The following is a 25,049-nucleotide window of genomic DNA, read 5'->3' as shown; positions in this document are numbered from 1 at the left end:
CGTGGCGCAGATCGCTGAAGAGCTGTTTCTGCTGCTGGTCGACAACGCATCCGGCGAACCCGGTCTGGACGACACTCGTCGTGGTCACGCGCTCGCGGCGGCCACCCTGCTCGACATGGCGTACAGCTGCCGGGTGCGGCCCGCCGTCGACGGTGAGCCGGTGGCGCCGGGGCGCCTGGTCGCGCTCGACGCGACCGGCCCGGTCGATCCGCTGACGGTGTCTGCGCTGGACTATCTGCGCAAAGCCCCGCGGCGTCCCGGCCAGGCGATCAACGTGCTGAGCCGGTCGGTGGAACGCGAGCTGGTCGAGCACCTCGAACGAACGGGCCAGATCCGGCGTGTCACGGTGCGCTCCGGCGCCCTGAGACGTCGTACGCACACGCCGCCGACCGATCGCCGTCGGGTCGGGCCTGCGCGCGACGCGCTGCTGGCTGCGCTGTTCGAGCGCAGACCGCCGACCGCGGCGACCGCAGCGATCATCACGGTGCTGCACGCCGCCGACGGACTCGGGGCGCTTCTCAGTCTCAACGACCGCGGGTGGCGCTGGGTGCACGCGCGCGCCGGCGAGATCGCCGGCGGCAGTTGGCTGGACGAATCGCCGACGGGGCTGGCCGAGGTCAACCTGGCCGTCACCGCGTCGGCCGTGCGTCAGGCGCTGGCGGAGCTGACCTGAGCAAGCGCCTGCTCGACGTCGCCGAGCAGGTCGGCCATGTCCTCGATGCCGACCGACAGGCGCACCAGATCGTCGGGCACTTCGAGCTGAGATCCCGCGGTCGAGGCATGCGTCATCGCTCCCGGGTACTCGATCAGCGACTCCACCCCGCCGAGCGACTCGGCCAGGATGAAGATGTCGGTACGCGCGCAGAAGTCACGCGCGGCCTGCGGTCCGCCCTTCAGGCGCACCGACACCATGCCGCCGAACCCGCTCATCTGCCGCGCTGCGACGTCGTGGTGGGCGTGGTCGGGCAGTCCCGGGTAGAGCACGGTCGACACGGCGGGATGCTCGGCGAGGAATTCGGCGATGGCGGCGGCGTTCTCGCTGTGCCGCTGCATGCGCAGCGGCAGGGTCTTGAGGCCGCGGATGGTCAGGTACGCGTCGAACGGGCCCGGCACGGCGCCGGCACCGTTCTGTAGGAACGCGAACGCCTCGTCGAGGGCCTCGTCGTCGGTGACCAGCGCGCCGCCGACGACGTCGGAATGCCCGCCGATGTACTTGGTCGTCGAGTGCAACACGATGTCGGCGCCGAGCAGCATCGGCTGCTGCAGTGCCGGCGAGGCGAAGGTGTTGTCCACCAACACCTTCGCGTCACGCTCAGCGGCCAGCGACGCGATGCCGGCGATGTCGGCGATCGACAGCAGCGGATTGGTCGGCGTCTCCACCCAGATCAGCTTGGTGCGATCGGTCAGGGCAGCCCGCACGGCGTCGAGGTCACCGAGGGCCACCGCGGTGTAGCTGATCCCCCACTGCGTGAACACCTTGTCGATCAGCCGGAAGGTGCCGCCGTAGGCGTCGTCGGGGATCACGAGGTGATCCCCCGGCCGCAGAACGGCGCGCAGCGCGCAGTCGGTCGCGGCCATGCCGGAACTGAACGCGCGCGCAAATGTCGCGGACTCGACCGCGGCCAGCGCGGACTCCAGGGCCGCGCGGGTGGGGTTGCCGGTCCGCGCGTACTCGTACCCGCCGCGCAGACCGCCGACCCCGTCCTGGGCGAACGTCGAGCTGGCGTAGATGGGCGTGTTGACCACCCCGGTCGCGGGGTCGGGCCGGAAGCCGGCGTGAATGGCCTTGGTGGCCGGTCCCAAAGCCCGGAAGTGCTCGGATGCGCTGCGCTGCTCGCTCATGCTGCCACGGTAGCGCTGCGCACCGCCGCGTCGTCGACCCGGCACCTGGAGGACATGATCGGCGCCGGCGCCGGCGTACACACGCCGGCGCCGACGCCGATCTGCGTGCTCAGTAGTGGTGCGTCGGCTGCTGCCCGTGCTGACCCTGCGGCGTCAGCGGGACACAGACGGTGGTCATGATCTTGTCGGCGAGGGTTTGCCGTTTGGCGTCCCACAGCGGGAACAGGTAGCCGATGTAGCAGATGATCGCGTCCACGATGTGTGCGATCTGACGGACCACAGACAACCCGAAACCGATTGGCTGGAAAGTCTTTTCGCTGACCACCTTGAACTTCATCACCGACTTGCCGATGCTCGAGCCCGTCGTGCCCTGCCGGTACCCGTAGTTCCACACCACGAAGGCGATCGACAGCACCGAGGCCAGGATGCTCACCGTCGTCCCGAGCGCGGAAGGCTCTGAGGTGCAGGCGAACCCACCGTTGATGTCCTCGCAGTTGTTGTCACCGGTGAGGATCGCGATGCCCTGCCCGAGGCCCGCGATGATGAACACCGGGATGTAGTCGATGAACCACGCGGCAACACGCGTCAGCCATGACGTGTAGGCCTCCTTGGGCAGCGCGGGCGCCGCCTGCGGGTACGTGGCCTGCTGCTGCGGCGGGAACCCGCCGGGCGGGTAATTGCCCTGCGGCGGCGGAGGATAGCCGCCGGGCGGTGGCGGCGGTGGGTAGCCACCCTGGGGGTCGGGCTGGCCGCCAGGGGGCGGATATCCACCAGGGGGCGGGTAACCGCCGGGGTTGTCGGTCATCGAGATTTCCTCCTCGGGTCGATTGGGTGGTGCGACATGGTTGAGTACAGGTTCGTGGGTGTTGCCGACGAGGGTCTGGCGCTTCTCGACTCACCGGCATGCCGAATCCCGCAGCCGGACTGCTCGTTCGGCCGACGGGCGCCGGGCGGCTCGCCGGCCCGGAACTGAGCGAGCTCGGGTCGAACCCCGACGCCGGTCGTCTCAGGGGTGCCGAGCGGGGGCGACTTCCGGAGCGCCGCAATCGATCCCGCACTCGGCGGCGCGGACAGATCGCCGACCCTCGGCGGGGACAGCCGCGACCCCGGCGGTTGATCGCTCATAATGCCTTCCAGTCTGTTTCTTAGCTGGTAGCAAGCGAGATCACCATACCTGAGAGACGGCTGGGAGCAGCGGTTTTACCTGGTGTGCGATCAGCGGCGCGAGCTCGAGTCGGACAGGTAGCCCAAGAGGTCGTGCCGGGTCAGCACACCGACCGGCTTGCCCTCTTCGACCACCATCACCGCATCGCATTCGCGCAGCGTCTTGGCCGCGGTGCTCACCAGTTCGCCGGCACCGATCAGCGGTAGCGCGGGGCTCATGTGCTGGCTGACGGCATCGGCGAGCTTGGCGCGCCCCTCGAACACCGCCGACAGCAGTTCGCGTTCGGAGACGCTGCCGGCCACCTCGCCCGCCATCACCGGGGGCTCGGCGCCGACCACCGGCATCTGGGACACGCCGTACTCCCGCAGGATCCCGATGGCGTCGCGGACGGTCTCGGCGGGATGGGTGTGCACCAGGTCGGGCAGCGCGCCCGACTTGCCGCGCAGCACGTCACCGACGGTGGATTCGGCGACGGTGCCGTCGAGCCTGCTGCGCAGGAAACCGTAGGAGGACATCCAGCCGTCGTCGAAGATCTTCGACAGGTAGCCGCGGCCGCCGTCGGGCAGCAGGACCACCACGAGGGCGTCGGGACCTTCGCGTTCGGCCACCTGGATGGCCGCATGGGCGGCCATCCCGCAGGACCCGCCGACCAGCAACGCCTCCTCGCGCGCCAGTCGTCGCGTCATGTCGAACGAGTCGGCGTCGGACACGGCGATGATCTCGTCGGGCACCGCCGGGTCGTAGGCCGACGGCCAGAAGTCCTCGCCGACACCCTCGACCAGGTACGGCCGCCCGGTGCCGCCCGAGTACACCGAGCCTTCCGGATCGACGCCGACGACCTTGACCCGACCCTCGGAGACCTCTTTGAGGTAGCGACCCGCGCCGGTGATCGTGCCGCCGGTGCCCACGCCGGCCACGAAGTGGGTGATCTTTCCGTCGGTGTCGGCCCAGATCTCCGGGCCGGTCGACTCGTAGTGGCTCTCGGGTCCCATCGGATTGGAGTACTGGTCGGGCTTCCATGCGCCCTCGATCTCGGTCACCAGACGGTTGGAGACGCTGTAGTAGCTGTCGGGATCGTCGGGCGCGACAGCGGTCGGGCACACCACGACCTCGGCGCCGTAGGCCCGCAGCACGTTCTGCTTGTCCTCGCTGACCTTGTCGGGGCAGACGAAGATGCATTTGTAGCCGCGCTGCTGGGCCACCAACGCCAAGCCAACGCCGGTGTTACCCGACGTCGGCTCCACGATGGTGCCGCCCGGCTTGAGCTGCCCACTGGCCTCGGCGGCGTCGATCATCTTGACCGCGATGCGGTCCTTGGAACTGCCGCCCGGATTGAGGTACTCGATCTTCGCCGCCACCGTGCCCGAACCCGGCGGCACCACCGAGTTCAGCTGCACCAGAGGGGTGTTGCCGATGAGCTCACTGACGTGCCGGGCGATGCGCATGCGTCCATCGTCTCAGGCCCGTCAGGCGACTACCAGGTGGCCTCACGGATGTACTCGCCGATCTGCTTGATCGACCGGCTCGCCTCGGGCACCGCGGGCGCACCGAGCTGGAAGACGTGCATCTGACCGGGCCAGATGCGCACCTCCACGGGCACGCCCGAGGCGGCGAGCAGACGCGCTGCCTTCCGGGCGTCGCTGAGCAGGACCTCGGAGCCGGAGACGTGGATCAACGTGCGCGGAAGGCCGGGTTCGATGTGGTCGAGAGGTTCGAAGATCGCCTCGGGTTCGCCGTTGACGATCCGCTTCTCACCGGCCTTCTCGATCAACTCGATCAGCGCATGAAATGCCTTGGGCGGGAACATCGCATCGCTGCGGATGTTGGGATGTTCGGCGCGTCCCTCGTTGTCGATCTCGAACAGCGGCGACATCGTGACGATGGCCGCGGGCGTCTCGGAGCCGTAGCCCTCGGCGCCTTCGATCTGCAGCCGCTCGGCCAGGGAGAGTGCCAGGTAGCCGCCGGCGGAGTCCCCGGCGAGCACGATCTGATCCGGCTCGTAACCGGTCTCCCGCAGCCAGCGGTAGGCGTCGAAGCAGTCGTCGAGAGCGGTGCCCACCGAGTGCTTCGGGATCATCCGGTAATTGACCACGAGGACCGGCGCATCGGCGTACCGGGACAGCGCGGTCACCAGGCGGCCATGGGTGTGCACGCCGCAGGTGAGGAAGGCACCGCCGTGCATGTAGAGGATGACGCTGCGCTTGCCGTCGGCGGGCAGGACGCCTGCGGCGCGCACCAGCTGGGCCGTGCAGTGAGGCAGCGCGATCGTCGCGCGCACGGTTCCGGGAACCGGGCGGATGACGCGGGCCGCGAAGTCCACCAGACCCCAGGGCCACGGCAGCTTGGGGGCGTAGCTGCCAACGGACAGGAACGGCTTGATCGTGGCCATCGCAGCCAGGCCCATGAGACGCCCGGCGATACTCGGGCCGTCCTCGACGACCTCTACCGGTGCCCCGTCACTGACCGGGAAACGGCGCGGTTTGTGGCCCCGACCTGGCCTGACACCCAGGTGGGCAGTACTGGGGACCTTGCTCGGTGCCGTCATCGCCACCACTTCCTACGCCGTTGTAGTACCGGGATAAGCCAAGATACTCAGACAACCTCGTTACTTAGCTTGGCACTTGTAACCATTATCACAATCGTTTAAACGCGATTGATACCGGAGTTGATACCGCACTGTGACCGCGGATTCCGTATGCCACTCGGTTATCCGGCGAAGGCCCACCTAAACTCGCATCCGTGGGCTCCAGCCACCGTGCTCCTCACGTCCGCCGGTCGACCGTCGCGCTGGCGGCAGTCGCGACGCTCGCATCCACCGGGTCGTTCTACGTCGGGGCCCGCAATCTGCTGACCGGTCAGGCCGACCAGGCCCGCCGCGTCATCCCGAAATCGTGGGACATCCCGCCGCGCGCCGACGGCGTCTACCTGCCCGAAGGGGGACCCGTCACGCGCTGGTACCGCGGCGTGCCCTTCGACCTGCACCTGATGATCTTCGGCGACTCGACGGCCACCGGCTACGGCTGCCGGACCGCCGACGAGGTGCCCGGCGTGCTGCTGGCCCGCGGCCTGGCCAAGGAGTCGGGCAAGCGCATTCGGCTCAGCACCAAGGCGATCGTCGGCGCCACCTCCAAGGGGCTCTCGGGCCAGATCGACGCGATGTTCGTCGCCGGTCCGCCACCGGACGCGGCGGTGATCATGATCGGCGCCAACGACATCACCGCGCCCAACGGAGTGGGGCCCTCGGCGCGGCGGCTCGGCCGCGCCGTGCAGCGTCTGCGCAGCAGCGGCGCGGTCGTCGTCGTCGGCACCTGCCCGGACTTCGGGGTGGTCAAGGCGATTCCGCAACCTCTGCGCTGGGTGGCGCGCAGCCGCGGTCTGCGGCTGGCGCGGGCGCAGGCCGGTGAGGTGCGCTCCGCCGGCGGCGTGCCCGTGCCGTTCTCCGATCTGCTGGCACCGCACTTCTATAAGGCGCCGGATGAGCTGTTCTCGCCGGACATGTTCCATCCGTCGGCGGCCGGTTACGCGTTGGCCGCCCAGCAGTTACTGCCTGCGCTGTGTGCCGCGCTCGGTGAGTTCGTGGGCACCGAACCGGCCGAAGCCGCACTGGAATCGCGTTCGGGTGAGGGATCGCTGCTGTCGCGGATCGGCAATTTGGGCCGGCTGTGGCGCCGCTCCACCGGGGTGCCCGCGCCCATCGTCGTGGCTGCGGGCTAGGTTCACAGATAGTTCTCGCTGTCTACCGAGGAGTCGTCATGCCCGAAGCCGTCATCGTCGCCACCGCCCGCTCCCCCATCGGTCGGGCCAACAAGGGCTCGCTGGTGTCCATGCGGCCGGACGACCTCGCCGCGCAGATGGTCAAGGCGGTGCTCGACAAGGTGCCGGCACTGGACCCCCGCGACATCGACGACCTGATGATGGGCTGCGGCCAGCCCGGCGGTGAAGCGGGTTTCAACATCGGCCGCGCCGTGGCGGTGCAGCTGGGTTACGACTTCCTGCCGGGCACCACGGTCAACCGGTACTGCTCGTCGTCGTTGCAGACCACGCGGATGGCGTTCCACGCGATCAAGGCCGGCGAGGGTGACGCGTTCATCTCCGCCGGCGTGGAGACGGTGTCGCGCTTCCTCAAGGGCACCTCCGACGGCTGGCCGGACTCGAAGAACGAGCTGTACGCCGACGCGATGGCCCGCACCGATCAAGCCGCCGCCGGCGCCACCGAATGGCACGATCCGCGCGAGGACGGCTTGCTGCCCGACGTGTACATCGCGATGGGCCAGACGGCGGAGAACGTCGTGCTGCACACCGAAATCAGCCGCGAGGACCAGGACCACTGGGGCGTGCGGTCGCAGAACCGCGCCGAAGAAGCCATCAAGAGTGGCTTCTTCGAGCGCGAGATCTCGCCCGTCACGCTGCCCGACGGCACCGTCGTCACCACCGACGACGGCCCCCGCGCCGGCACCACCTATGAGGCCGTGAGCCAGCTCAAGCCGGTGTTCCGCCCCAACGGCACGATCACCGCGGGTAATGCGTGCCCGCTGAACGACGGCGCGGCCGCGGTGGTGATCATGAGCGACACGAAGGCCAAGGAGCTGGGGCTGACGCCGCTGGCGCGCATCGTGTCGACCGGGGTGTCGGGGCTGTCGCCGGAGATCATGGGCCTGGGTCCGATCGAGGCCGTGCGCAAGGCGCTGGGCAACGCGAAGATGTCGATCTCCGACATCGACCTGTACGAGATCAACGAGGCGTTCGCGGTGCAGGTGCTGGGTTCGGCCCGCGAGCTCGGCATGGACGAGGACAAGCTCAACGTCTCCGGTGGCGCGATCGCGCTCGGGCATCCGTTCGGCATGACGGGTGCACGAATCACGGCCACGCTGCTGAACAACCTCGCCACCCATGACAAGACCTTCGGCATCGAGACGATGTGTGTGGGCGGCGGGCAGGGCATGGCGATGGTCGTGGAGCGCCTCTCCTAATTTCTTCGCGTCGAGACTGCGGGGAGATCGCGTCAACAGCTGATATTGCGATCTCCCCGCAGTCTCGCGGCCCATGCGCGGGCGATCCGGGCCCGAATGTCGAATTCCCGGTCGCTCTTGATGACGCGGATGACCAGCCAGTCGAGCTCGCGCAAGTCCTCGGAACGGCGGATGTCCCTGGCGTATTGGGAGTCGTCGACGCGATGTTGTTCACCGTCGTACTCGACGGCGATCGTCACGTCGGGCCAACCCATGTCGAGGTAGTACTTTCGTCGGCCGTCCGGGCTGCGGACCGGGATCTGCGTGTGCGGCCGCGGATACCCGGCGCTGATGATCAGGAGGCGCAACCACGTCTCCTTCGGTGACGCCGATCCCGCGTCGTAGAGGTCCATCACCTTTTCCAGTTGCCGCAAACCTCGGGCGCCACGGTGCTGGCGAGCGCGAGCGAGGACCTCGTCAGCACGAAGGCCGGTCGCATGCCCCAGAGCGTCCACCCGCGCGACCGCGTCGCCGAGCCGGCCGCGACGCGCGAGGTCGTACGCGGTCCTCGCGATCGTCGTCAGTCGCATACCGTGGTGGACAGTGAACTCGTCGGGAAGCAGACGGGCGTCCATCGTGCGCAGGCCCGGCGGGCGTCGCGCGTTCGACCAGACGAGTTCGATCGGGAGCGTGGCATCGATCCACTTCGCGCCGTGCAGGCCAGCCGCGGTCAATCCCGCGATCACTCCTTCGCGATGCGACCACAGCCACGCTGCTCTGGCCCGGTGCTCAAGACTGGCCTCCGCATCGATCGGGACGTACACATCGGGAAACAAGGCTCGATAGGTCGAGCGCAGGTGATGCTTCTTGACGCGACCATCGGCGATCGCTTCGCTCCCCAGAAATGGCCAGCTCGGTGACGACATAGCGACACCGTCACACGTTCGGTCGCGCAATCAACGCTGAGACTGCGCGGAGATCGCGATCTGTGGATCAAGCGCGATCTGTGAGCAGTCTCGGCGCACGGAGGCACGCACCTCCCACAGCACAGAAAAAGGGCGCCCACCCGACGGTGAGCGCCCTTTCTCGGGCAGGTACTAGTCGCTGTTGAAGTAGCTGAGCAGGCGCAGGATCTCGATGTAGAGCCACACCAGCGTCACGGTCAGGCCCAGCGCGATACCCCAGGCCGCCTTCTCCGGTGCGCCGGCGCGGATCATCTGGTCAGCCGCGTCGAAGTCGATCAGGAAGCTGAACGCCGCCAGACCGATGCAGATGAGCGAGAAGATGATCGCGATCGGGCCACCGCTGCGCAGGCCGAGGCCCTCGCCGCCGCCCACACCGAACAGCGCGAGCACGAAGTTGCCGAGCATCAGTGCCAGCACACCGAAGAGGCCGGCCACGATGAAGCGGGTGAACTTCGGCGTCACGCGGATGGCGCCGGTCTTGTAGACGACCAGCATTCCGGCGAACACGCCGAGGGTGCCGAGCACCGCCTGGCTGATCAGGGCGCCGGCGCTGACGCCGGAGACCATCAGGTTGGCGACGACGAACGAGAACGCACCGAGGAACAGGCCCTCCAGCGCCGCATACGTCAGCACGATGGCGGGATTGTCTTGCTTGCGACCGAAGGTCGCGATCAGCACGAGGACGAGGCCGCCGAGTGCGCCGACCAGGGTGAACGGCATCGCCAGCGCGACGTTCTGGGCCACCAGGAAGTACGACACCACCGCGACCGCCGACAGCACTGCCAGCGTCATGCCGGTCTTGGTGACGACGTCGTCGATGGTCAGCGGACGGGAAACACCCGTCTGACGCTGATCGGGATAGGCGGCATAGGGATCGGCGTGTACTGCTTGCGCACCGTAGCCGGTGGCTCCGGTACCGAATTGCGCGTATCCGCCCTGCTGCCCCTTGGGCAGCGTGCGAAATACCGGGTTGCTGCTTTCGCGCACCGTCGGTTCCTTTCCTGATGTCGTTATTCGGCCTCTGCCGAACATCGGTTCAACGATCGACACGTCGGGACGGTTCCCGACGATCGGATCTGTTCCCAGCCTTCTCACAGGAACCTTACCCGGCGCTCCCCGAACAGGGGCGATGATCTAGATTGCTGGCGTGGACGAAAACGAGGATCTCCTAGTAACTGTGCACAGGCACGTGGGGCACCTCACCCTCAACCGCCCCAAGGCGATCAACTCGCTGACCCACCCGATGGTCACCGAGATCGCAGCCGCCCTGACGGCATGGGAACACGACGACGACGTCCGCGCTGTCGTCGTCGCCGGCGCCGGCGACCGCGGTCTGTGCGCGGGCGGCGACATCGTCGCGATCTACCACAGCGCGAAGGCCGGCGGCGCCGAGGCCCGCCAGTTCTGGCACGACGAATACCTGCTCAATGCCTACATCGGTCGCTACCCGAAACCGTATGTCGCGCTGATGAACGGCATCACGATGGGCGGCGGCGTGGGCATCAGCGCGCACGGCGACGTCCGCGTGGTCACCGAGACCACGAAGATGGCCATGCCGGAGGTAGGCATCGGCTTCGTGCCCGACGTCGGAGGCACCCGGATCCTCGCCCACGCGCCCGGCTTGCTCGGCCTGCACGCCGCGCTGACCGGCGCCCCGTTCGGCGGGGCCGACGCGATCGCGATGGGTTTCGCCGACCACTACGTCCCGCACGCGGATCTCGCGCAGTTCGTCCAGGCGATCGAGACCGACGGCGTGGACCACGCGGTGAGCGCCTTCGCCCAGGAACCGCCACCCAGTGAGCTGATGGCGCAGCGGGAGTGGATCGATCGCTGCTATGCGGGCCGGTCGGTCGCCGACATCGTCGACGCCCTGCGCACGGAAGGACACCCCGCAGCCACCGAGGCCGCCGAGCTGATCAGCTCCCGCTCGCCCATCGCGGTGTCGGTGGCCCTCGAGGCCGTGCGCCGCGCGCAACCACTGGCGACCCTGGAAGACGTTCTGCGCCTGGAGTTCCGGACGTCCTGCGCAGCGCTGCGGTCGGCAGATCTCGTCGAGGGAATCAGAGCGCAGATCATCGACAAGGACCGCAACCCCCAGTGGAGCCCACCGACGCTGGCGGCCGTCACCGCCGCCGACGTCGACGCCTACTTCCAGCCCGCAGATCCCGACCTGACCTTCCAGGAGCAGCCATGACCGACTACGAGACCATCCTCGTCACCCGTGAGGGCCGCGTCGCCACGATCACGCTGAACCGGCCGAAGGCGCTGAACGCGCTCAACAGTCAGGTGATGAACGACGTGACCGCTGCCGCAGCCGAATTGGACGCAGATCCCGGCATCGGCGCGATCGTGCTCACCGGCAACGAGAAGGCGTTCGCCGCCGGTGCGGACATCAAAGAGATGGCGAATCTGACGTTCGCCGAGGTGTTTTCGTCGGACTTCTTCGCCGCGTGGGGCAAGTTCGCGGCCACGCGCACGCCGACGATCGCCGCCGTCGCCGGATACGCGCTCGGCGGCGGCTGCGAACTGGCGATGATGTGCGACGTCCTCATCGCCGCGGACACCGCGAAGTTCGGCCAGCCCGAGATCAAACTGGGCGTTCTGCCGGGCATGGGTGGTTCGCAGCGGTTGACCCGTGCCATCGGGAAGGCCAAGGCGATGGATCTGATCCTGACCGGGCGCACCATGGACGTCGAGGAAGCCGAACGCGCCGGACTCGTGTCGCGCGTGGTCCCGGCCGATGCCCTGCTCGAGGAAGCCGCCGCCACCGCTGCGACGATCGCCGGTATGTCGCGCTCCGCCGCGCGGATGGCCAAGGAGGCGGTGAACCGGGCCTTCGAGTCCACGTTGGCCGAGGGTCTGCTCTACGAACGCCGACTGTTCCACTCGGCGTTCGCCACCGACGACCAGACCGAGGGCATGGCCGCATTCACCGAGAAGCGTTCGCCGAACTTCTCCCACCGCTGACAGTCGTCGCTAACATGCCTTCGTGACCGCCACCGCCGCGCCGCCGACGGCCGAGCCGCCCGCCCGGGCAGCCCGGAAAGCGTGGTGGGTGCGCCACTACACGTTCACCGGAACGGCGGTCGGCCTCGTGTTCCTGTGGTTGTCGCTGACGCCGTCGCTGCTGCCTCGCGGCCCGCTGTTCCAGGGCCTGGTCAGCGGGGGCGCCGGCGCCTTCGGATATGCGATCGGCGTGTTCTCTGTGTGGCTCGTGCGCTACATGCGGTCCAAGGATTCCAGCCCGCCGGCACCGCGCCGCGCCTGGTTGATTCTCGTCGCGGTGGGTGCGATCGGCATGGTCCTGGCGATCATCTGGTTCCACGAATGGCAGGACAACGTCCGCGATCTGATGGGCGTGCCGCGGCTGACGTTCGGGGACTACCCTCTGGCCGCCGCCATCTCGGTGGTCACGCTGTTCGCGTTCGTCGAGATCGGGCAGCTGATCCGCCGGCTGGTGCGTTTTCTGGTGCGCCAGCTCGATCGTGTTGCGCCGCCCCGGGTTTCGGCCGTCATCGTGGTGACGTTGCTGCTGGCGCTGACGATCGCGCTGCTCAACGGCATCGTCGTGCGGTTCGCGATGAGCACGATCAACAGCACGTTCGCCGCGGTCAACGACGAGACCGACCCCGACAACCCGGCTCCCGAGACGCCGCTGCGCTCGGGCGGTCCCGGGTCGCTGGTCAGCTGGGAGTCGCTCGGCCACCAAGGCCGGATGTTCGTCGGTGGCGGGCCGTCGGTGGACGAGCTGAGCGCGTTCAACGCCCGGCCGGCGGTCGAACCGATCCGCGCCTATGCCGGCTTGAACTCGGCGGACGGCATCAAGGCCACGGCCGCGCTAGCCGCGCGCGAATTGCAGCGCACCGGCGGCCTCGACCGGGCGGTGGTGGCGGTGGCCACGACGACGGGCACGGGCTGGATCAACGAGGCCGAGGCCACTGCCCTGGAGTACATGTACAACGGCGACTCCGCGATCGTGTCGATGCAGTATTCCTTCCTGCCGAGCTGGTTGTCGTTCCTCGTCGACAAGGAGAACGCACGACAGGCGGGGCAGGCGCTGTTCGAGGCTGTCGACGAGCTGGTCCGCGCGAGGCCCGAGGCGCAGCGACCCAAGCTCGTGGTATTCGGCGAGAGCCTCGGCTCCTTCGGCGGGGAGGCGCCGTTCCTGGCGTTGAACAATCTGATCGCCCGCACCGACGGCGCACTGTTCAGCGGTCCGACGTTCAACAACACGATCTGGACCGACCTGACCACCAATCGCGATCCCGGCTCCCCGCAATGGCTTCCGATCTACGACAAGGGTGAGAACGTGCGCTTCGTCGCGGAGCCGCGCGATCTCCAACGGCCGCACGACCCGTGGGGGCAGCCGCGCGTCGTCTATCTACAGCACGCCTCGGACCCGATCGCGTGGTGGAACCCGGATCTGCTGTTCGCCAAACCGGATTGGCTTCGGGAGCCGCGCGGGTACGACGTCTCCCCCGACATGGAGTGGATTCCGGTCGTGACGTTCCTGCAGGTGTCGGCCGACATGGCGGTGGCGGTCGACGTCCCCGACGGGCACGGGCACGTGTACGTGCGCAACGTCGCCGACGCGTGGGCGTCGATCCTGTTGCCGCCCGGCTGGTCTGCGGCGAAGACGCAGAAGTTGCGACCGCTGCTGCGCAGCGACGAGAACAGCTAGTCAGTAGACCAGCACGCCCTTGAGTGCGTGGTAGCCGCCGATCACGTCGGTGGCGCGGTGCAGACCGATGTCCTGCAGGGCCGCCGCGGCCAGGCTGGAGGTGTAGCCCTCCGAGCACAGCACCACCCATTCGACGTCGTCGTCGACGGCCTGCGGAATCCGGGCGTCGCTGGTGGGGTCCAGCCGCCACTCGAGCACGTTGCGCTCGATGATCAGCGCGGTGGGCACCTCGCCCTCGACGGCCCGCTGGGCGGCAGGCCGGATGTCGACCAGGATGGCTCCGCGTCGCAGCGCGGCGGGCAGGTCGTCGGCGGTCAGGCGGTTGATTTTCGTGCGGGCGTTCTCCAGCACGACGTCGATGCGGCTGCCCATGATCATTCACCTTCCGGCTGATGGGTCAGTTCGGTCCGCTTGCGGCGCAGGGTGTTCCGTTCGGACACGTCGTAGTAGGACATCGCAGTGAGCGGCGGCGAGTACGCGTGCACGCTCAACGTCGGGGTGATGCTCGGCGTGGCAAGGCTGACACTCTCGCGCGCCCACACCACATCGTGCACCCAGCCGAGCGGGAACGCCGCCTGGTCACCGGCCTCGAGCCGGCGATGTCGCAGTTGCCGCCCGTCCCAACGTGTTTCGCGCAGCGCACCGGACAGCACCGTGAGCGCTCCGAGGGAGCCACCGTGATCGTGCAGCTCGGTGGCGTGGTCGGGCACCCAGCTGATCAGCCAGACGTCGAGCTCGTCGTCTCCGTGCAGCCGGGTGTACCAGCGCTCGGTCGTGGGCGGTCCGCCGACTGGCAGGACGTCGTCGAAACGGCCGCCGAGGACGTCGGCAGCGTAGCGGTCGGTGGCGTGCAGCAAATCGGCTGGACGCAGGCGGGTAGGCGCGAGAAGCATGGGAAGACTCCAGAGGGAACGGACGAATGGGGGGTCGGGCGTCAGGCCCGACAACACTCCCGAGACATTCCGTTGCGCACGCTCCCACTGTGGCACGAGACCGTGCGCTGCGCCAGGGCCGGACGTTAATCTCACCGTGAATCTGAGACTGCGCACGTCACGGCTACATTGGCGGGATGGTCCCCTTCGCCGTCCGGGTCGCTCTGCTCGCAGCGACGGGGCTGCTGGCGCTGACAGGCTGCTCGTCGTCGCCCACCCAGTCCGAGCCCACGACCGAAACCTCGTCTCCGTCGACCCAGGCGAGTGCGACCCCGACGACCACCGAATCGCTGGCCCCCGATGCCGTCTCGGTGTCACCGGGTGGGGTGACGACCAAGGTGGGCGCACCCGCGGAATCCACCGAGGACGACTATTTCCAGAACTGCCGTGCGGCACGCACCTACATGGACACCCACGGCGGTGACCCGAAGGCGCAGATCGAGCCGTATCTGAAGATGCTGCAGAACGCTCCGACGGTGGGGTCGGGCGAGTTCGACAAGAGCTGGGCGCAGCTGTCGGCGGGCCAGCAGTCCGCCGTGATCGTCGCGGTCGAATCCGCGGCGGACGCGCTGTGCGGCTAGCGATTCAGTCGTTCCAGACCAGGCAGAAGGTGTGACCGGCGGGGTCGCGATACACCCGGAACTGGTCTTCGTCGGCGTTCTGCACCCATGTCGCACCCAGCCCGACGATTTCCGTCTGGGCGGCCTCGACCTGATCTTCTGCGATCATGACGTCGAAGTGGATCTGCTGGGAGGCTCGGGGGTCCGGGAACTGCGGCGGCTGATGTTCGGGCGACAGCTGGAATGCCAGCCGGCGGCCGTCGGGGCCGGTGACCACCACCCAGTCCGGGTCCTCTTGGGTGATGTCGCCGCCGAGAACCTCGGCCCAGAAACGCGCCAGGTGGAGCGGGTCGGGGCAATCGACGACGACTGAACGCAGTGTTCCGATCATGAGGGACAGGGTTGCCCGTCGCGGCCGGCTCATGCAAGCGAGAATGGGCGGATGCGGGTCGCATTGGCGTTGGGCAGCGGAGGCGCCCGCGGGTACGCCCACATCGGCGTCATCAACGAACTCCATGAGCGCGGTCACCAGATCGTCGGCATCGCGGGGTCGTCGATGGGTGCCCTGGTGGGCGGGCTGGAGGCGGCAGGCCGGCTCGACCAGTACACGACCTGGGCCGGGTCGCTGACCCAGCGTGCGGTGTTGCGCCTGCTCGATCCGTCGATCACGTCGGCCGGCGTGCTGCGGGCCGAGAAGATCCTCGACGCGGTCCGGGAGATCCTCGGCGAGGTGACGATCGAGACCCTGCCGATCCCCTACACCTCGGTGGCCACCGATCTGATCACCGGCAAGTCGGTGTGGATGCAGCGCGGTCCGGTCGACGACGCGATCCGCGCCTCGATCGCGATTCCCGGTGTCATCACGCCGCACGTGCTCGACGGGCGGCTGCTGGCCGACGGCGGCATCCTCGATCCGCTGCCGATGGCTCCGATCGCCGCCGTCGCCGCCGATGTGACGATCGCGGTGAGTCTGTCCGGTGACGATCCCGAAGCGCACCGCCACGACCGGGAACCCAGGCAGGCCACCGGGGACTGGCTCAACCGGATGTGGCGCAGTTCGTCGTCGCTGCTCGACTCCAAGGCCGCGCGCTCGCTGTTGGACACACCGACGGGGCGCGCGGTGCTGGGCCGGTTCGTCGTGGGCGACGACGAGCCCGTGGACGCTCCGGCCGGGCCCGTCGTGCCACGGCTGGGCGGCTTCGAGGTGATGAACCGTGTCATCGACATCGCGCAGGCGGCGCTGGCCCGGCACACCCTGGCGGCCTATCCGCCGGACCTGTTGATCGAGGTGCCGCGCACGGTGTGCCGAAGCCTGGACTTCCACCGCGCCAACGAGGTGATCGACATCGGCCAGGAGCTGGCCAGTGCCGCACTCGACACGCTCGAAGCCGCCGTACCGGCGTCAGACGCCTAGGAACGCAGCGATGCGGGCCGCCTCACGACGGCCCTGGGCGCGGCCGGCCTGCGCCGAGGGAGCCCGGCAGGCCGGGTCGAGCGGGTTGGGGCCGAACGCCTCCAGTGCGTCGGCGTCAGCGAAGACGGCCACCGTGCTGCCGGCGAAGTCGGCGATCTCCTGGGCCGTGCCGGTCCCCCACGGCGACGGCGCATCGGGCGCGGACGGGACGAGGACGACGGCGGTGTCACAGTCGTTGACGGCGGACATGTTCACCGAGCTGCCGACGCCGCCGTCCATGTAGCGCCGTCCGGCGATGCTGACCGTCGGCCACGCGCCGGGAACGGCGCAGCTGGCCGCGACCGCGTCGACCAGCTCCACCCCCGAGGCGCGGTCGAAGACCTCGAGTTCGCCTGTGGCGATGTCGATTCCGGTGATCCGCAGGTCGCGCGAGGGCCAGTTGTGCGACGGCAGCCGGTGGGCGATCACGTCGCGGCGCACCGCTTCGTCGACGGTCTCGGTGGCCGCGGCGACGGCGCCGATCTTCTGCAGCTTCTGCTCCTTGGTGGCGCCCGGGGTCATCACGGCGTCCAGGAACAGTGCGGTGATGCCGTCGACGGAGACTCCCGGATGGATCTCGTGCGAGGTATCCGACAGCTGCCGGGCGAACAACTCCTGGAGCGACATGTCGCTGGACAGCTGCGCGGCGACCGTCGACCCCGCCGACGTCCCCAGCAGCACGTCGGAGGCGAGTAGCGCCGCCGCGGCGGCGGGCGCCTCCTCGCCGATACCGAGCAGAATGCCTGTCTCCCAAGCTATTCCGGCCAGTCCGCCGCCGGCGAGCACGAGGGCACGGCGCATCGTCACCCTCCTGTTCTACCGGACGGTCTGACTCGCCGCCGCCACGGGGTTCAGATCGGAGACGCTCAAGAGGTTCGACGGCGGCTCGAGCACATCGGTGAGCGACGTGAGCGCCAACCCGGGTCCGATGTGCAGCAGTTCACCGTCGCCGAGAGGTCGCCAGGCGGGATCGTCGTCCATCCGTTCGGTGGCGAACACCACCGACGGTCCGCCGACGGTGCGGGCGTTGATCCTGCTGCTCCGCATCTCGAAGCGGGAATGGTCGGCGGGTGTGCGACGGTCGAGCACGTACAGGTCATGGGTGTCCGGATAGCGCAGCGCCCACATCTCTGTCGCGGTGCACAGCAGGATGTTGATCGCGTACACGCCCACGTGAGCGCCGAGCCAGCGCACGGCGTCGATGATTCCTGCGGTGACGTCTCCGTGGCGGGCCCTGACCACTCCGGTGATGAGTGCGAACACGCGTTCCGAATCCGTCTGTCCCACAACGAGGTCAGCGGTTCCGAGTTCGGCGAGTCGGGCATCCAGCGCGTCGAGACCGGTGACGACGCCGTTGTGGGCGAACAAGCGTCCGTCCTGGACGAAGGGATGGGTGTTGGTGGGGCCGGGCTCCCCGGTGGAGGCGTAGCGCACGTGGGCCAGCACCGTCGTCGCGACGATGTCCCGGGCCTCCCGGGCGAAGGCCGCGTCCCGCCATGCGGCCAGGGGTTGTTTGTCCACCACCGGTTGGCCGGCGGCGTCGTAGTAACCCAGTCCGGTGCCGTCGGGGTTGCGGCGGCTCTGCTCGGCCAGGCTGTCGGGGGCGTCGAGCAGCCAGAAGGTCACCGGAGCGGGCGCGCCGGCGTGCATTCCGAACAGGCGGCACATCTACAGGTGCGGTGCGGCCTTACCGCTGATCAGCGGCAGGTCCAGGTAGGTCGCGATACCGGGTGGCGCGGCGCAGACCGCGGGCACCGAGTTGACACAGTGCGCGGCGGTGCCGACGACCCCGTATTCAGGGCCCTGCCCGCCGACCTCGGACTGGAACCCCGTCACCGACACGGTGAAGTCGGGGTTGCCGCGCACTTCCATCTCGTAGCGCTGCCCGGCCGGCCCGAAGGACCAGGCGGGGTCGAGGTGCTCCTCCCCCATCAGCCAGTTCACCGTCACGCGAACCACGGGTTCCCCGTCGACCAGGGCTTCCCAGTGGAATTTGCGCCCTGCCACCTGCCCGGGTTCGATCGGCCCCATCGGCGAGTCGATGGTCGCGGTCGCCACGGCGATCTCCTGCGTGGCGCGCACCCGCGGATCGGCGTGAAAGCCCAACTGGTCCACACACATTCGTACGGCTTGGATGAAGCCGGCGTCGAGCATCTTCTGCATGGGTCCGGTGAGCGCTTTGTCCGGGGTCTCCCCGAAACCCATCACGTGGCGCAACACATCGGGGGCGTCGTAGGTGCGCAGATCGGAGAATTCCTCGGCACGCACGAAGGTCACGCCGGTCGACATCGCCGAGAGCATCAGCGGGAACTTCTCGCTGATGCCGCCGGGTGCGATGCCGGTGCCGTGCAGGGTCGCGTTCCCGGCCAGCGCGGCCTCGCGCACCGAGGCGCCGCTGCGCTCGCTGGGATACAGCCAGCCGACCGGGGTGACGACGTTCTTGCCCGAGCGCAGCAGCGCGATCACCTCGTCGGGGTTGGCTATCAGCGGGGCGTAGATGACGGCGTCGGCGTCGAGCGCGAGGATCTCGTCGATGCTGTCGGTGGCCGTGACGCCCAGCGGGGCCGCGCCGATGAGGTCGCCGACGTCGCGCCCGGCCTTGGCGGTCGAGTGAACCCAGCAGCCGGCCAGTTCCAGCTCGGGGTGCTCGAGTACGCCTTTGATCGCGGCGACGCCGACCCCGCCGGTCGCCCATTGCACGACGCGCAGCGCCATCCCGCCTCCTCCAACTATGCCGACATAGAACTGGAACGTGTTCTACTCAGATGTACACCAGCGCCCGGCAGGCCGGTCGCGAATGGCGAAGGGATCAGCTCATGAAGCGAGTGTTCGTGGTCGGGGTGGGGATGACGAAGTTCGAAAAGCCCGGCCGTAGAGAGGGCTGGGACTACCCGGACATGGCGCGCGAGTCGGGCACCAAGGCGCTCGAGGACGCCGGCATCGACTACTCCGAGGTCGAGCAGGGCTACGTCGGATACTGCTCGGGCGACTCGACGTCGGGCCAGCGGGCGCTCTACGAACTGGGGATGACGGGCATCCCGATCGTCAACGTCAACAACAACTGCTCGACCGGGTCGACAGCGCTGTACCTGGGCGCTCAGGCGATCCGCGGCGGACTGGCCGACTGCGTGCTGGCGCTGGGCTTCGAGAAGATGCAGCCGGGCTCACTCGGCGGCGGCGCCGACGATCGGGAGTCGCCGATGAAGCGTCACATCCTCGCGCTCAACGACATCGACGCGATGCAGTTCCCGGTGGCGCCGTGGATGTTCGGGGCTGCGGGTCGCGAACACATGCAGAAGTACGGGACCACCGCCGAGCACTTCGCCAAGATCGGCTTCAAGAACCACAAGCACTCGGTGAACAATCCGTATGCGCAGTTCCAGGACGAGTACAGCCTGGACGACATCCTGGCCGCGAAGATGATCTCCGATCCGCTGACCAAGCTGCAGTGCTCACCGACCTCGGACGGGTCGGCGGCCGTCGTGCTGGCCAGTGAGGAGTTCGTGGATCGCCACGGCCTGTCGGGCCGGGCGGTGGAGATCGTCGGGCAGTCGATGACCACCGACTTCGCCTCCACCTTCGACGGCAGCGCGGCCAACATCATCGGCTACGACATGAACGTGCAGGCTGCGCAGAAGGTGTACGACCAGTCCGGGCTCGGCCCGCAGGACTTCCAGGTGATCGAGCTGCACGACTGTTTCTCGGCCAACGAGCTGCTGCTCTACGAAGCCCTGGGCCTGTGCGGACCGGGAGAGGCGCCGAAGCTGATCGACGACGAGGACACCACCTACGGCGGGCGCTGGGTGGTCAACCCGTCGGGCGGTCTGATCTCCAAGGGCCACCCCTTGGGCGCCACCGGGCTGGCTCAGTGCAGCGAGTTGACGTGGCAACTGCGCGGTGACGCCGACAAGCGACAGGTCGATGGCGTGACCGCGGCGTTGCAGCACAACATCGGGTTGGGCGGCGCGGCGGTCGTGACGGCGTATCAGCGCGCCGACCGCTGAGGTTGCTTCCGGCGACCAGACGCGAACTCGAGTGACACGCCGCGCGACATGCTCGAGTTCGCGTCTTCTCGCGCAAAGAGCGCAACGAAAAGACCCGGCCGGGAAGCACCGACCGGGTCTTTCCTCTCGCGTCCTACACCGCGGCAGGGACCTTCTCCTGTTGCGGCTCCTGAACGCGTGAGCCGTGTCCGTCGTCGACCATTGTCAGCTCGTCGAACGGATCGCGCCCGGCGAGCACGTCGTCGACCTTGGCCCTGTCGATCGTGTGGGTCCACGACCCGACCAGCAGCGTGGCCACTGCGTTGCCCGAGAAGTTCGTCAGCGCACGCGCCTCGGACATGAACCGGTCGATGCCGACGATCAGGCCGACGCCGTCCAGCAGGTCGGGGCGGTGGGCCTGCAGGCCGCCGGCCAGCGTCGCGAGCCCCGCGCCGGTCACACCGGCCGCACCCTTGGAGGCGACGATCATGAACACCAGCAGGCCGATCTGCTCGGGGATCGACAGCGGGTCGCCCAGCGCCCCGGCGATGAACAGCGACGCCATGGTCAGGTAGATCGCTGTGCCGTCGAGATTGAACGAGTAGCCGGTGGGCACGACCACGCCGACGGTCGAGCGGTCCACGCCGATGTGCTCCATCTTGGCGATGAGGCGGGGCAGGGCCGACTCCGACGATGAGGTCGACACGATCAGCAGGTACTCGCGGGCGAGGTAGCGCACCAGCTTGAAGATCGAGATCCCGGAGACCACGCGCAGCAGGGAGCCGAGGATGCCGAAGACGAAGATCGCGCAGGTGATGTAGAAGCCCAGCATCAGGGTCAGCAGCTGCCCCACCGCGGACCAGCCGGTCTGGCCGACGACGTTGGCGATCGCGCCGAACGCACCGATCGGTGCCAGCCACAGGATCATGCTCAGGACCTTGAACACCAGCTTCTGCAGATGCTCGACACCACGCAGGATGGGCTCACCCGTGCTGCCCAGCGCCTGCAGCGCGAATCCGACGAGCAGCGCGATGAACAGCGCCTGCAGCACGCTGCCTTCGGTGAGCGCCGAGAACATCGACGTGGGGATGATGCCCTGCACGAAGTCCATCAGTCCGCCGGCCTCGTGCGCCTTGTCGGCGAGTTCGGCGCCCTTGGCCGCCGTGGTCGAGCTGACGTTCAGGCCGGCGCCGGGGTGCAGCAGGTTGCCGACGACCAGACCGATCGCCAACGCGAACGTCGACATCGCCAGGAAGTACACGAATGCGAGCCCGCCGACCTTGCCGACGGTCGCGGCCCTGCGCACCGATCCGATGCCCAGCACGATCGTGCAGAAGATGACCGGCGCGATCATCATCTTGATCAGCGCGACGAACATCGTGCCGAGCACGCCGAGGCTCTTGCCCACCTCGGGGGTGACGATCCCGACGCCGACACCGGCGATCACCGCGACGATGACCGCGATGTAGAGCCAGTGGGTGCGGTCGCGCCGCTTCGGCGCGTCCGGTGTGGGGGGCCGGTCGACGGTGGTGGTCATGTGCTTCCTCCGAACTCGGGTGACGATGTGGTCTGAAAAGATGGTCAGTCAGCGCGTGAGCCAGGTCACGTTTTAGTTCATTTAGTACAAGGCAGCCATGTACCCCACCTGGGACTTCGCAGGTAGGGGCGCAGCCATGTAGGCCGCAATATGTTTACGTGGGGGGTGGTGCAGTTCGGCGCTCAGCCGGGTTGCCTCAGCGCGTTCTTGATCGCAGCAAGGACTGCTTCCTCTTTCTCGTAGACGGTCCAGTCCTTTGCCTCAATTCGGAGGACCACGTCTGACGCTTCCTCCTCGAGAGCGTTCAGCGCGCTGGACACACCTTCTAGCCCAAGAAGGTCGAGTTTGGCCACGAGAAGACCCGCCTCCAGCGCGTAGAAGTCGTTCTTCAGCTCGTCGAGCTGTTGCTGCAGCGGTTGGGCGTCATTAGCGAACATCTGGGGTTCTTCGACGCGGAGTTCGAAGTTCGTCGCGATGCCAGAAGTGTGGCGTGCAATCCTCGCCGCCTCCATCAAGACGTCCAACATTTCGCTGCGCCGTGTACGCGCCCACTCTGCCTGTCGATTTTTCTCTTGCTGTTGCGCAGCTGCTTTAATTTGTCGATTAACTGCCCAGAAGGCAATTCCCGCCCCGGCAAGCGTGAATCCCGATGCGATCAACGTCGCGATTGGTTGTGTGAGACTCACGATTGCCGCCGTTGGCGCAACGCCGCCCGCTCGACTTTGGCGAGCGTGAGACTGAAATGCTCTTGCGCTAAATCGAGGTGCACCTGACGTCGAGTCATCAACTGCTTCCAGGCGGCGTCCAATGGTTTCGTATCAGGACGCCGCCCCTCTTCGGCTACCGAAGTCATCAGCGCGGGCATGATGGTGTTGTTCAAGTTACGCACGTCTTTACTTATTGCGTTCACCGCTTCGTCTAGCGGCGTGTCATGCAGAAGTGCGCGTGCGACGAACAACGGCGGCTCGACAGTCTTCACCCACTTGTTCCAGAAGTCGGCGAACTGGTTCGAGATTTCGTCCGCAAGCGGCTTACTGAATTCAGGGGGTTGTCGAACGTCTTGCCTGGGTAGATTCGCATTGAACCGCGCCGGTAGGTCGTCGAAGAACGTCTTGAACATGACAAAGTCCAGGCCGAATTGGGTGAGCGCCCCCCACAGGTCGCCCAGTGCGTGGAGACACTCGCGCCGCCGCGCGAGTTCATGGTCAATTCTCCGTGCACGCTGACCCCGCGCCGACTCGCGGAGCGCCACGACGACCGCGCCAAGTGTTAGCGCGCCAGCTAGCCACTCAGAGAACGGCCCCCACTGGTCAGACCCCCAACCTTGGCCGAAACCGAAGCCAGCGAAGTAGATAAGCGCGAGCAGCCCCATAACCCCTGCGATTGGCTGCCAATGTCGGCGAAGCGAGTCCCCCATTGATAGATACTCGCATCGGAACCAGCGATTATGGCCGATTGCCGTGGCCGTAGGTAATGTGGGATCCGGTTCCCGGCATGCGGCTCGCCGCAGCGGTCATGGCATTAGAACAAGAGCGGTTCGAACCATCCGCTCATCGACTCGACCAACGAGAGATGAGTGCTGCCATGACCACGCCCCAATCCGATGACGCAACAGAAGCGTCAGCAAAGCGGCTTACCGAGGAGATACGGACCACCGCACTTCTAGGTGCTGAGCGGCTAGAAGAGCTTTTGATTCAAGCGGTCAAGGGCCGCGTCTGGCTCGCACTCAATCACGCTAAATGCTGCGACTACCTCTTCGCTGAATTCGGGGAACTGCCCCTCCGGCTTACCCCCGAGGGACGCACACGCGTCTTCAAAGCCATGCGGGACGACGGCGAGATGTCACTGCGGGACATCGCGAAGGTGACCGGCCACTCGAAGGACACAGTGCACCGCGCTCTGCCGCCTGTCGCAAATGAGACGAAGTCGGACGATAAGGCGTCCCGACCGTTCGCTTTCGCCCTACGCTCCGCTCGTCGAGCCAGAATGACAGCAGCACACGCGAACAAAATCGTCGAGGCAGGGCAAGGGGCGCAGGCCCGCAGTGACCTCAATGCTGCAATTGCCGAATTGACGGCCTCTGAGGAAGCAATCATTAGGGCGGAGAAACGCAAACAGGCAGAGACGCAGAGGCTTCAACAGGCTGCCCGAGACCGCCAACTGGCCGGTGGCGACAAGCTGATGACTGTCGTCGCACTGGACAGTTACCTATCGAGCGATGAAGGAGACGACCGTGAATGACCTTGCTTGGTTCGAGGACCCCGACACCAGGGACGGTCTGCTCGCCGCGCACCGTATCGGCGCGGGTGAGTACGACTACCGAGTCTTCCCATATCGCGGTGCGTGGAAGTTCGAGCGTCTCGGCAACTGGTCCGTAGGGCTGCCCGGCGTAGCTCTCGGCTCACGAGCGGGAATGGCCGATACCGCCGAGGCAGCTCAGGAGGCGGTCGAAGAGGATTGGCGAATGGTGCACCGACTCGAAGCGTGGATAACTTACATGGCTACTCACGAGCCGCCGCGCTGACGGTAGACGTCTAACGGCCCTGCGTCGGCCAGCACGCTGACGCCAGGCGCGCTGGCATCAAGGCTGTGGAACCGGGCCTCCTGCGCCAGGATGCGCAGCGCCGCCGACACCGCCTTGAGGTCACCTCGTACGGCTTGCGGCCACACCGCCCGCAACATCTGCTCTAGTCGTTCTAGGTAGACGACGCTGGCTTGCTGGCCGAGGGTGTTGTGGTTCGGGTTCGCCTCAGCCAGATAGCGGTGAACCACATTCCCCACACCCTTTGCACTCAACTTCACCTTGGGGTGGAGCCCGATGTCGCGGTACGAGTGGCCGGACAGGAACAGTCGCATGACCCACGCGTCTCGTGACATGCGAACAGCGGTATCAGCGCGCGGCACAACAACTCCCAGGAATAGAACGTAACTACACGTAATTGTCCGGGATTCCAGTCGAGAACAGCGGAAAGGACGAAATTC

General features: G+C 67.4%; 28 protein-coding genes. 12 read left to right on the top strand and 16 right to left on the bottom strand.

Annotated elements, in window-relative coordinates:
• Nucleotide 1: 1 nt before the first annotated feature.
• Nucleotides 2-673 (top strand): GPP34 family phosphoprotein, encoded by a 672-nt coding sequence (locus tag MHN84_RS17460; RefSeq protein WP_241205768.1) that lies wholly within the window; start codon nucleotides 2-4, stop codon nucleotides 671-673.
• Here MHN84_RS17460 and MHN84_RS17455 read toward each other — a convergent pair.
• Nucleotides 649-1,842: a cystathionine gamma-synthase gene (locus tag MHN84_RS17455; protein ID WP_241205767.1), complete on the bottom strand. Its 1,194-nt coding sequence runs from the start codon at nucleotides 1,840-1,842 to the stop codon at nucleotides 649-651. The genes MHN84_RS17460 and MHN84_RS17455 overlap by 25 nt on opposite strands.
• Nucleotides 1,843-1,951: 109 nt before the next feature.
• Nucleotides 1,952-2,647 (bottom strand): RDD family protein, encoded by a 696-nt coding sequence (locus MHN84_RS17450; RefSeq protein WP_241205766.1) that lies wholly within the window; start codon nucleotides 2,645-2,647, stop codon nucleotides 1,952-1,954.
• A 36-nt stretch (nucleotides 2,648-2,683) separates the two neighbouring features.
• On the opposite strand from MHN84_RS17450, the gene MHN84_RS29720 reads away from it, so the two are divergent.
• A complete protein-coding gene (locus MHN84_RS29720; protein WP_255730555.1) occupies nucleotides 2,684-2,815 on the top strand; it encodes a hypothetical protein in 132 nt (43 codons plus the stop codon).
• 242 nt (nucleotides 2,816-3,057) lie between these two features.
• On the opposite strand, the gene MHN84_RS17445 is transcribed toward MHN84_RS29720, so the two are convergent.
• The gene (locus tag MHN84_RS17445) at nucleotides 3,058-4,452 is read right to left on the bottom strand and encodes a cystathionine beta-synthase (RefSeq protein ID WP_241205765.1); all 1,395 of its coding nucleotides are present in this window, start codon (nucleotides 4,450-4,452) and stop codon (nucleotides 3,058-3,060) included.
• Nucleotides 4,453-4,481: 29 nt separating this feature from the next.
• On the bottom strand, nucleotides 4,482-5,552 hold the full coding sequence (locus MHN84_RS17440) for an alpha/beta hydrolase fold domain-containing protein (protein WP_241205764.1): 1,071 nt from the start codon (nucleotides 5,550-5,552) through the stop codon (nucleotides 4,482-4,484).
• Between the two features lie 194 nt (nucleotides 5,553-5,746).
• Between MHN84_RS17440 and MHN84_RS17435 the strand changes: the two genes are divergently transcribed.
• A complete protein-coding gene (locus tag MHN84_RS17435; protein WP_241205763.1) occupies nucleotides 5,747-6,721 on the top strand; it encodes an SGNH/GDSL hydrolase family protein in 975 nt (324 codons plus the stop codon).
• 38 nt (nucleotides 6,722-6,759) lie between these two features.
• Nucleotides 6,760-7,977 carry an acetyl-CoA C-acetyltransferase gene (locus MHN84_RS17430; RefSeq protein WP_241205762.1) on the top strand — a complete coding sequence of 406 codons (1,218 nt, stop codon included), beginning with the start codon at nucleotides 6,760-6,762 and terminating at the stop codon, nucleotides 7,975-7,977.
• 32 nt (nucleotides 7,978-8,009) lie between these two features.
• Here the strand turns inward: MHN84_RS17430 and MHN84_RS17425 are convergent, their stop codons facing one another.
• On the bottom strand, nucleotides 8,010-8,882 hold the full coding sequence (locus MHN84_RS17425) for a hypothetical protein (RefSeq protein ID WP_241205761.1): 873 nt from the start codon (nucleotides 8,880-8,882) through the stop codon (nucleotides 8,010-8,012).
• Between the two features lie 171 nt (nucleotides 8,883-9,053).
• On the bottom strand, nucleotides 9,054-9,908 hold the full coding sequence (locus tag MHN84_RS17420; protein ID WP_241205760.1) for a Bax inhibitor-1/YccA family protein: 855 nt from the start codon (nucleotides 9,906-9,908) through the stop codon (nucleotides 9,054-9,056).
• Between the two features lie 160 nt (nucleotides 9,909-10,068).
• On the opposite strand from MHN84_RS17420, the gene MHN84_RS17415 reads away from it, so the two are divergent.
• From MHN84_RS17415 to MHN84_RS17405, 3 genes are read left to right on the top strand one after another with little or no spacing between them, the layout of a single operon-like run.
• Nucleotides 10,069-11,115: an enoyl-CoA hydratase/isomerase family protein gene (locus tag MHN84_RS17415; protein ID WP_241205759.1), complete on the top strand. Its 1,047-nt coding sequence runs from the start codon at nucleotides 10,069-10,071 to the stop codon at nucleotides 11,113-11,115.
• Nucleotides 11,112-11,888 carry an enoyl-CoA hydratase gene (locus tag MHN84_RS17410; RefSeq protein ID WP_241205758.1) on the top strand — a complete coding sequence of 259 codons (777 nt, stop codon included), beginning with the start codon at nucleotides 11,112-11,114 and terminating at the stop codon, nucleotides 11,886-11,888. Before MHN84_RS17415 ends, MHN84_RS17410 begins: the two co-directional genes overlap by 4 nt.
• A gap of 22 nt (nucleotides 11,889-11,910) precedes the next feature.
• Complete coding sequence (locus MHN84_RS17405; protein ID WP_241205757.1) at nucleotides 11,911-13,602, top strand: alpha/beta-hydrolase family protein; 1,692 nt, start codon at nucleotides 11,911-11,913, stop codon at nucleotides 13,600-13,602.
• On the opposite strand, the gene MHN84_RS17400 is transcribed toward MHN84_RS17405, so the two are convergent.
• Both MHN84_RS17400 and MHN84_RS17395 read right to left on the bottom strand, forming a co-directional pair.
• Nucleotides 13,603-13,974 carry a rhodanese-like domain-containing protein gene (locus tag MHN84_RS17400; protein WP_241205756.1) on the bottom strand — a complete coding sequence of 124 codons (372 nt, stop codon included), beginning with the start codon at nucleotides 13,972-13,974 and terminating at the stop codon, nucleotides 13,603-13,605.
• A gap of 2 nt (nucleotides 13,975-13,976) precedes the next feature.
• A complete protein-coding gene (locus MHN84_RS17395) occupies nucleotides 13,977-14,495 on the bottom strand; it encodes a cysteine dioxygenase family protein (protein WP_241205755.1) in 519 nt (172 codons plus the stop codon).
• 176 nt (nucleotides 14,496-14,671) lie between these two features.
• On the opposite strand from MHN84_RS17395, the gene MHN84_RS17390 reads away from it, so the two are divergent.
• Nucleotides 14,672-15,115: a lipoprotein LpqV gene (locus tag MHN84_RS17390; protein ID WP_241205754.1), complete on the top strand. Its 444-nt coding sequence runs from the start codon at nucleotides 14,672-14,674 to the stop codon at nucleotides 15,113-15,115.
• Between the two features lie 4 nt (nucleotides 15,116-15,119).
• On the opposite strand, the gene MHN84_RS17385 is transcribed toward MHN84_RS17390, so the two are convergent.
• Nucleotides 15,120-15,485, bottom strand: coding sequence for a VOC family protein (locus MHN84_RS17385; protein ID WP_241205753.1), 366 nt, complete (start codon nucleotides 15,483-15,485; stop codon nucleotides 15,120-15,122).
• Nucleotides 15,486-15,536: 51 nt separating this feature from the next.
• Here MHN84_RS17385 and MHN84_RS17380 point away from each other — a divergent pair, with 51 nt between their 5' ends.
• Complete coding sequence (locus MHN84_RS17380; protein ID WP_241205752.1) at nucleotides 15,537-16,508, top strand: patatin-like phospholipase family protein; 972 nt, start codon at nucleotides 15,537-15,539, stop codon at nucleotides 16,506-16,508.
• Here the strand turns inward: MHN84_RS17380 and MHN84_RS17375 are convergent.
• From MHN84_RS17375 to MHN84_RS17365, 3 genes are read right to left on the bottom strand one after another with little or no spacing between them, the layout of a single operon-like run.
• Nucleotides 16,497-17,354 (bottom strand): patatin-like phospholipase family protein, encoded by an 858-nt coding sequence (locus MHN84_RS17375; RefSeq protein ID WP_241205751.1) that lies wholly within the window; start codon nucleotides 17,352-17,354, stop codon nucleotides 16,497-16,499. The two genes, MHN84_RS17380 and MHN84_RS17375, sit on opposite strands and share 12 nt — an antisense overlap.
• A 9-nt stretch (nucleotides 17,355-17,363) precedes the next feature.
• Nucleotides 17,364-18,215: a class II glutamine amidotransferase gene (locus tag MHN84_RS17370; RefSeq protein WP_241205750.1), complete on the bottom strand. Its 852-nt coding sequence runs from the start codon at nucleotides 18,213-18,215 to the stop codon at nucleotides 17,364-17,366.
• Nucleotides 18,216-19,262: a dihydrodipicolinate reductase gene (locus MHN84_RS17365; protein ID WP_241205749.1), complete on the bottom strand. Its 1,047-nt coding sequence runs from the start codon at nucleotides 19,260-19,262 to the stop codon at nucleotides 18,216-18,218.
• Between the two features lie 101 nt (nucleotides 19,263-19,363).
• Here MHN84_RS17365 and MHN84_RS17360 point away from each other — a divergent pair, with 101 nt between their 5' ends.
• On the top strand, nucleotides 19,364-20,551 hold the full coding sequence (locus MHN84_RS17360) for a lipid-transfer protein (RefSeq protein ID WP_241205748.1): 1,188 nt from the start codon (nucleotides 19,364-19,366) through the stop codon (nucleotides 20,549-20,551).
• A 133-nt stretch (nucleotides 20,552-20,684) separates the two neighbouring features.
• Here MHN84_RS17360 and MHN84_RS17355 read toward each other — a convergent pair whose 3' ends face one another.
• The 3 genes from MHN84_RS17355 to MHN84_RS17345 all read right to left on the bottom strand — a co-directional run bounded on the left by MHN84_RS17355 (nucleotide 20,685) and on the right by MHN84_RS17345 (nucleotide 23,439).
• Nucleotides 20,685-22,067 (bottom strand): cation:dicarboxylate symporter family transporter, encoded by a 1,383-nt coding sequence (locus MHN84_RS17355; RefSeq protein WP_241205747.1) that lies wholly within the window; start codon nucleotides 22,065-22,067, stop codon nucleotides 20,685-20,687.
• Nucleotides 22,068-22,249: 182 nt separating this feature from the next.
• The gene (locus tag MHN84_RS17350; protein ID WP_241205746.1) at nucleotides 22,250-22,753 is read right to left on the bottom strand and encodes a hypothetical protein; all 504 of its coding nucleotides are present in this window, start codon (nucleotides 22,751-22,753) and stop codon (nucleotides 22,250-22,252) included.
• A complete protein-coding gene (locus tag MHN84_RS17345; protein ID WP_241205745.1) occupies nucleotides 22,750-23,439 on the bottom strand; it encodes a hypothetical protein in 690 nt (229 codons plus the stop codon). Before MHN84_RS17345 ends, MHN84_RS17350 begins: the two co-directional genes overlap by 4 nt.
• Nucleotides 23,440-23,651: 212 nt before the next feature.
• Between MHN84_RS17345 and MHN84_RS17340 the strand changes: the two genes are divergently transcribed.
• The gene (locus MHN84_RS17340; RefSeq protein WP_241205744.1) at nucleotides 23,652-24,308 is read left to right on the top strand and encodes a hypothetical protein; all 657 of its coding nucleotides are present in this window, start codon (nucleotides 23,652-23,654) and stop codon (nucleotides 24,306-24,308) included.
• On the top strand, nucleotides 24,301-24,591 hold the full coding sequence (locus MHN84_RS17335) for a hypothetical protein (RefSeq protein ID WP_241205743.1): 291 nt from the start codon (nucleotides 24,301-24,303) through the stop codon (nucleotides 24,589-24,591). The genes MHN84_RS17340 and MHN84_RS17335 overlap by 8 nt, the downstream gene beginning before the upstream one ends.
• Here the strand turns inward: MHN84_RS17335 and MHN84_RS17330 are convergent.
• Nucleotides 24,573-24,923: a hypothetical protein gene (locus MHN84_RS17330; protein ID WP_241205742.1), complete on the bottom strand. Its 351-nt coding sequence runs from the start codon at nucleotides 24,921-24,923 to the stop codon at nucleotides 24,573-24,575. The genes MHN84_RS17335 and MHN84_RS17330 overlap by 19 nt on opposite strands.
• Nucleotides 24,924-25,049: the final 126 nt, after the last annotated feature.

The sequence above is a fragment of the Mycobacterium sp. PSTR-4-N genome (genome assembly GCF_022348085.1).
Taxonomy (GTDB): domain Bacteria; phylum Actinomycetota; class Actinomycetes; order Mycobacteriales; family Mycobacteriaceae; genus Mycobacterium.
This window is presented reverse-complemented; position numbering and strand designations above follow the sequence as displayed.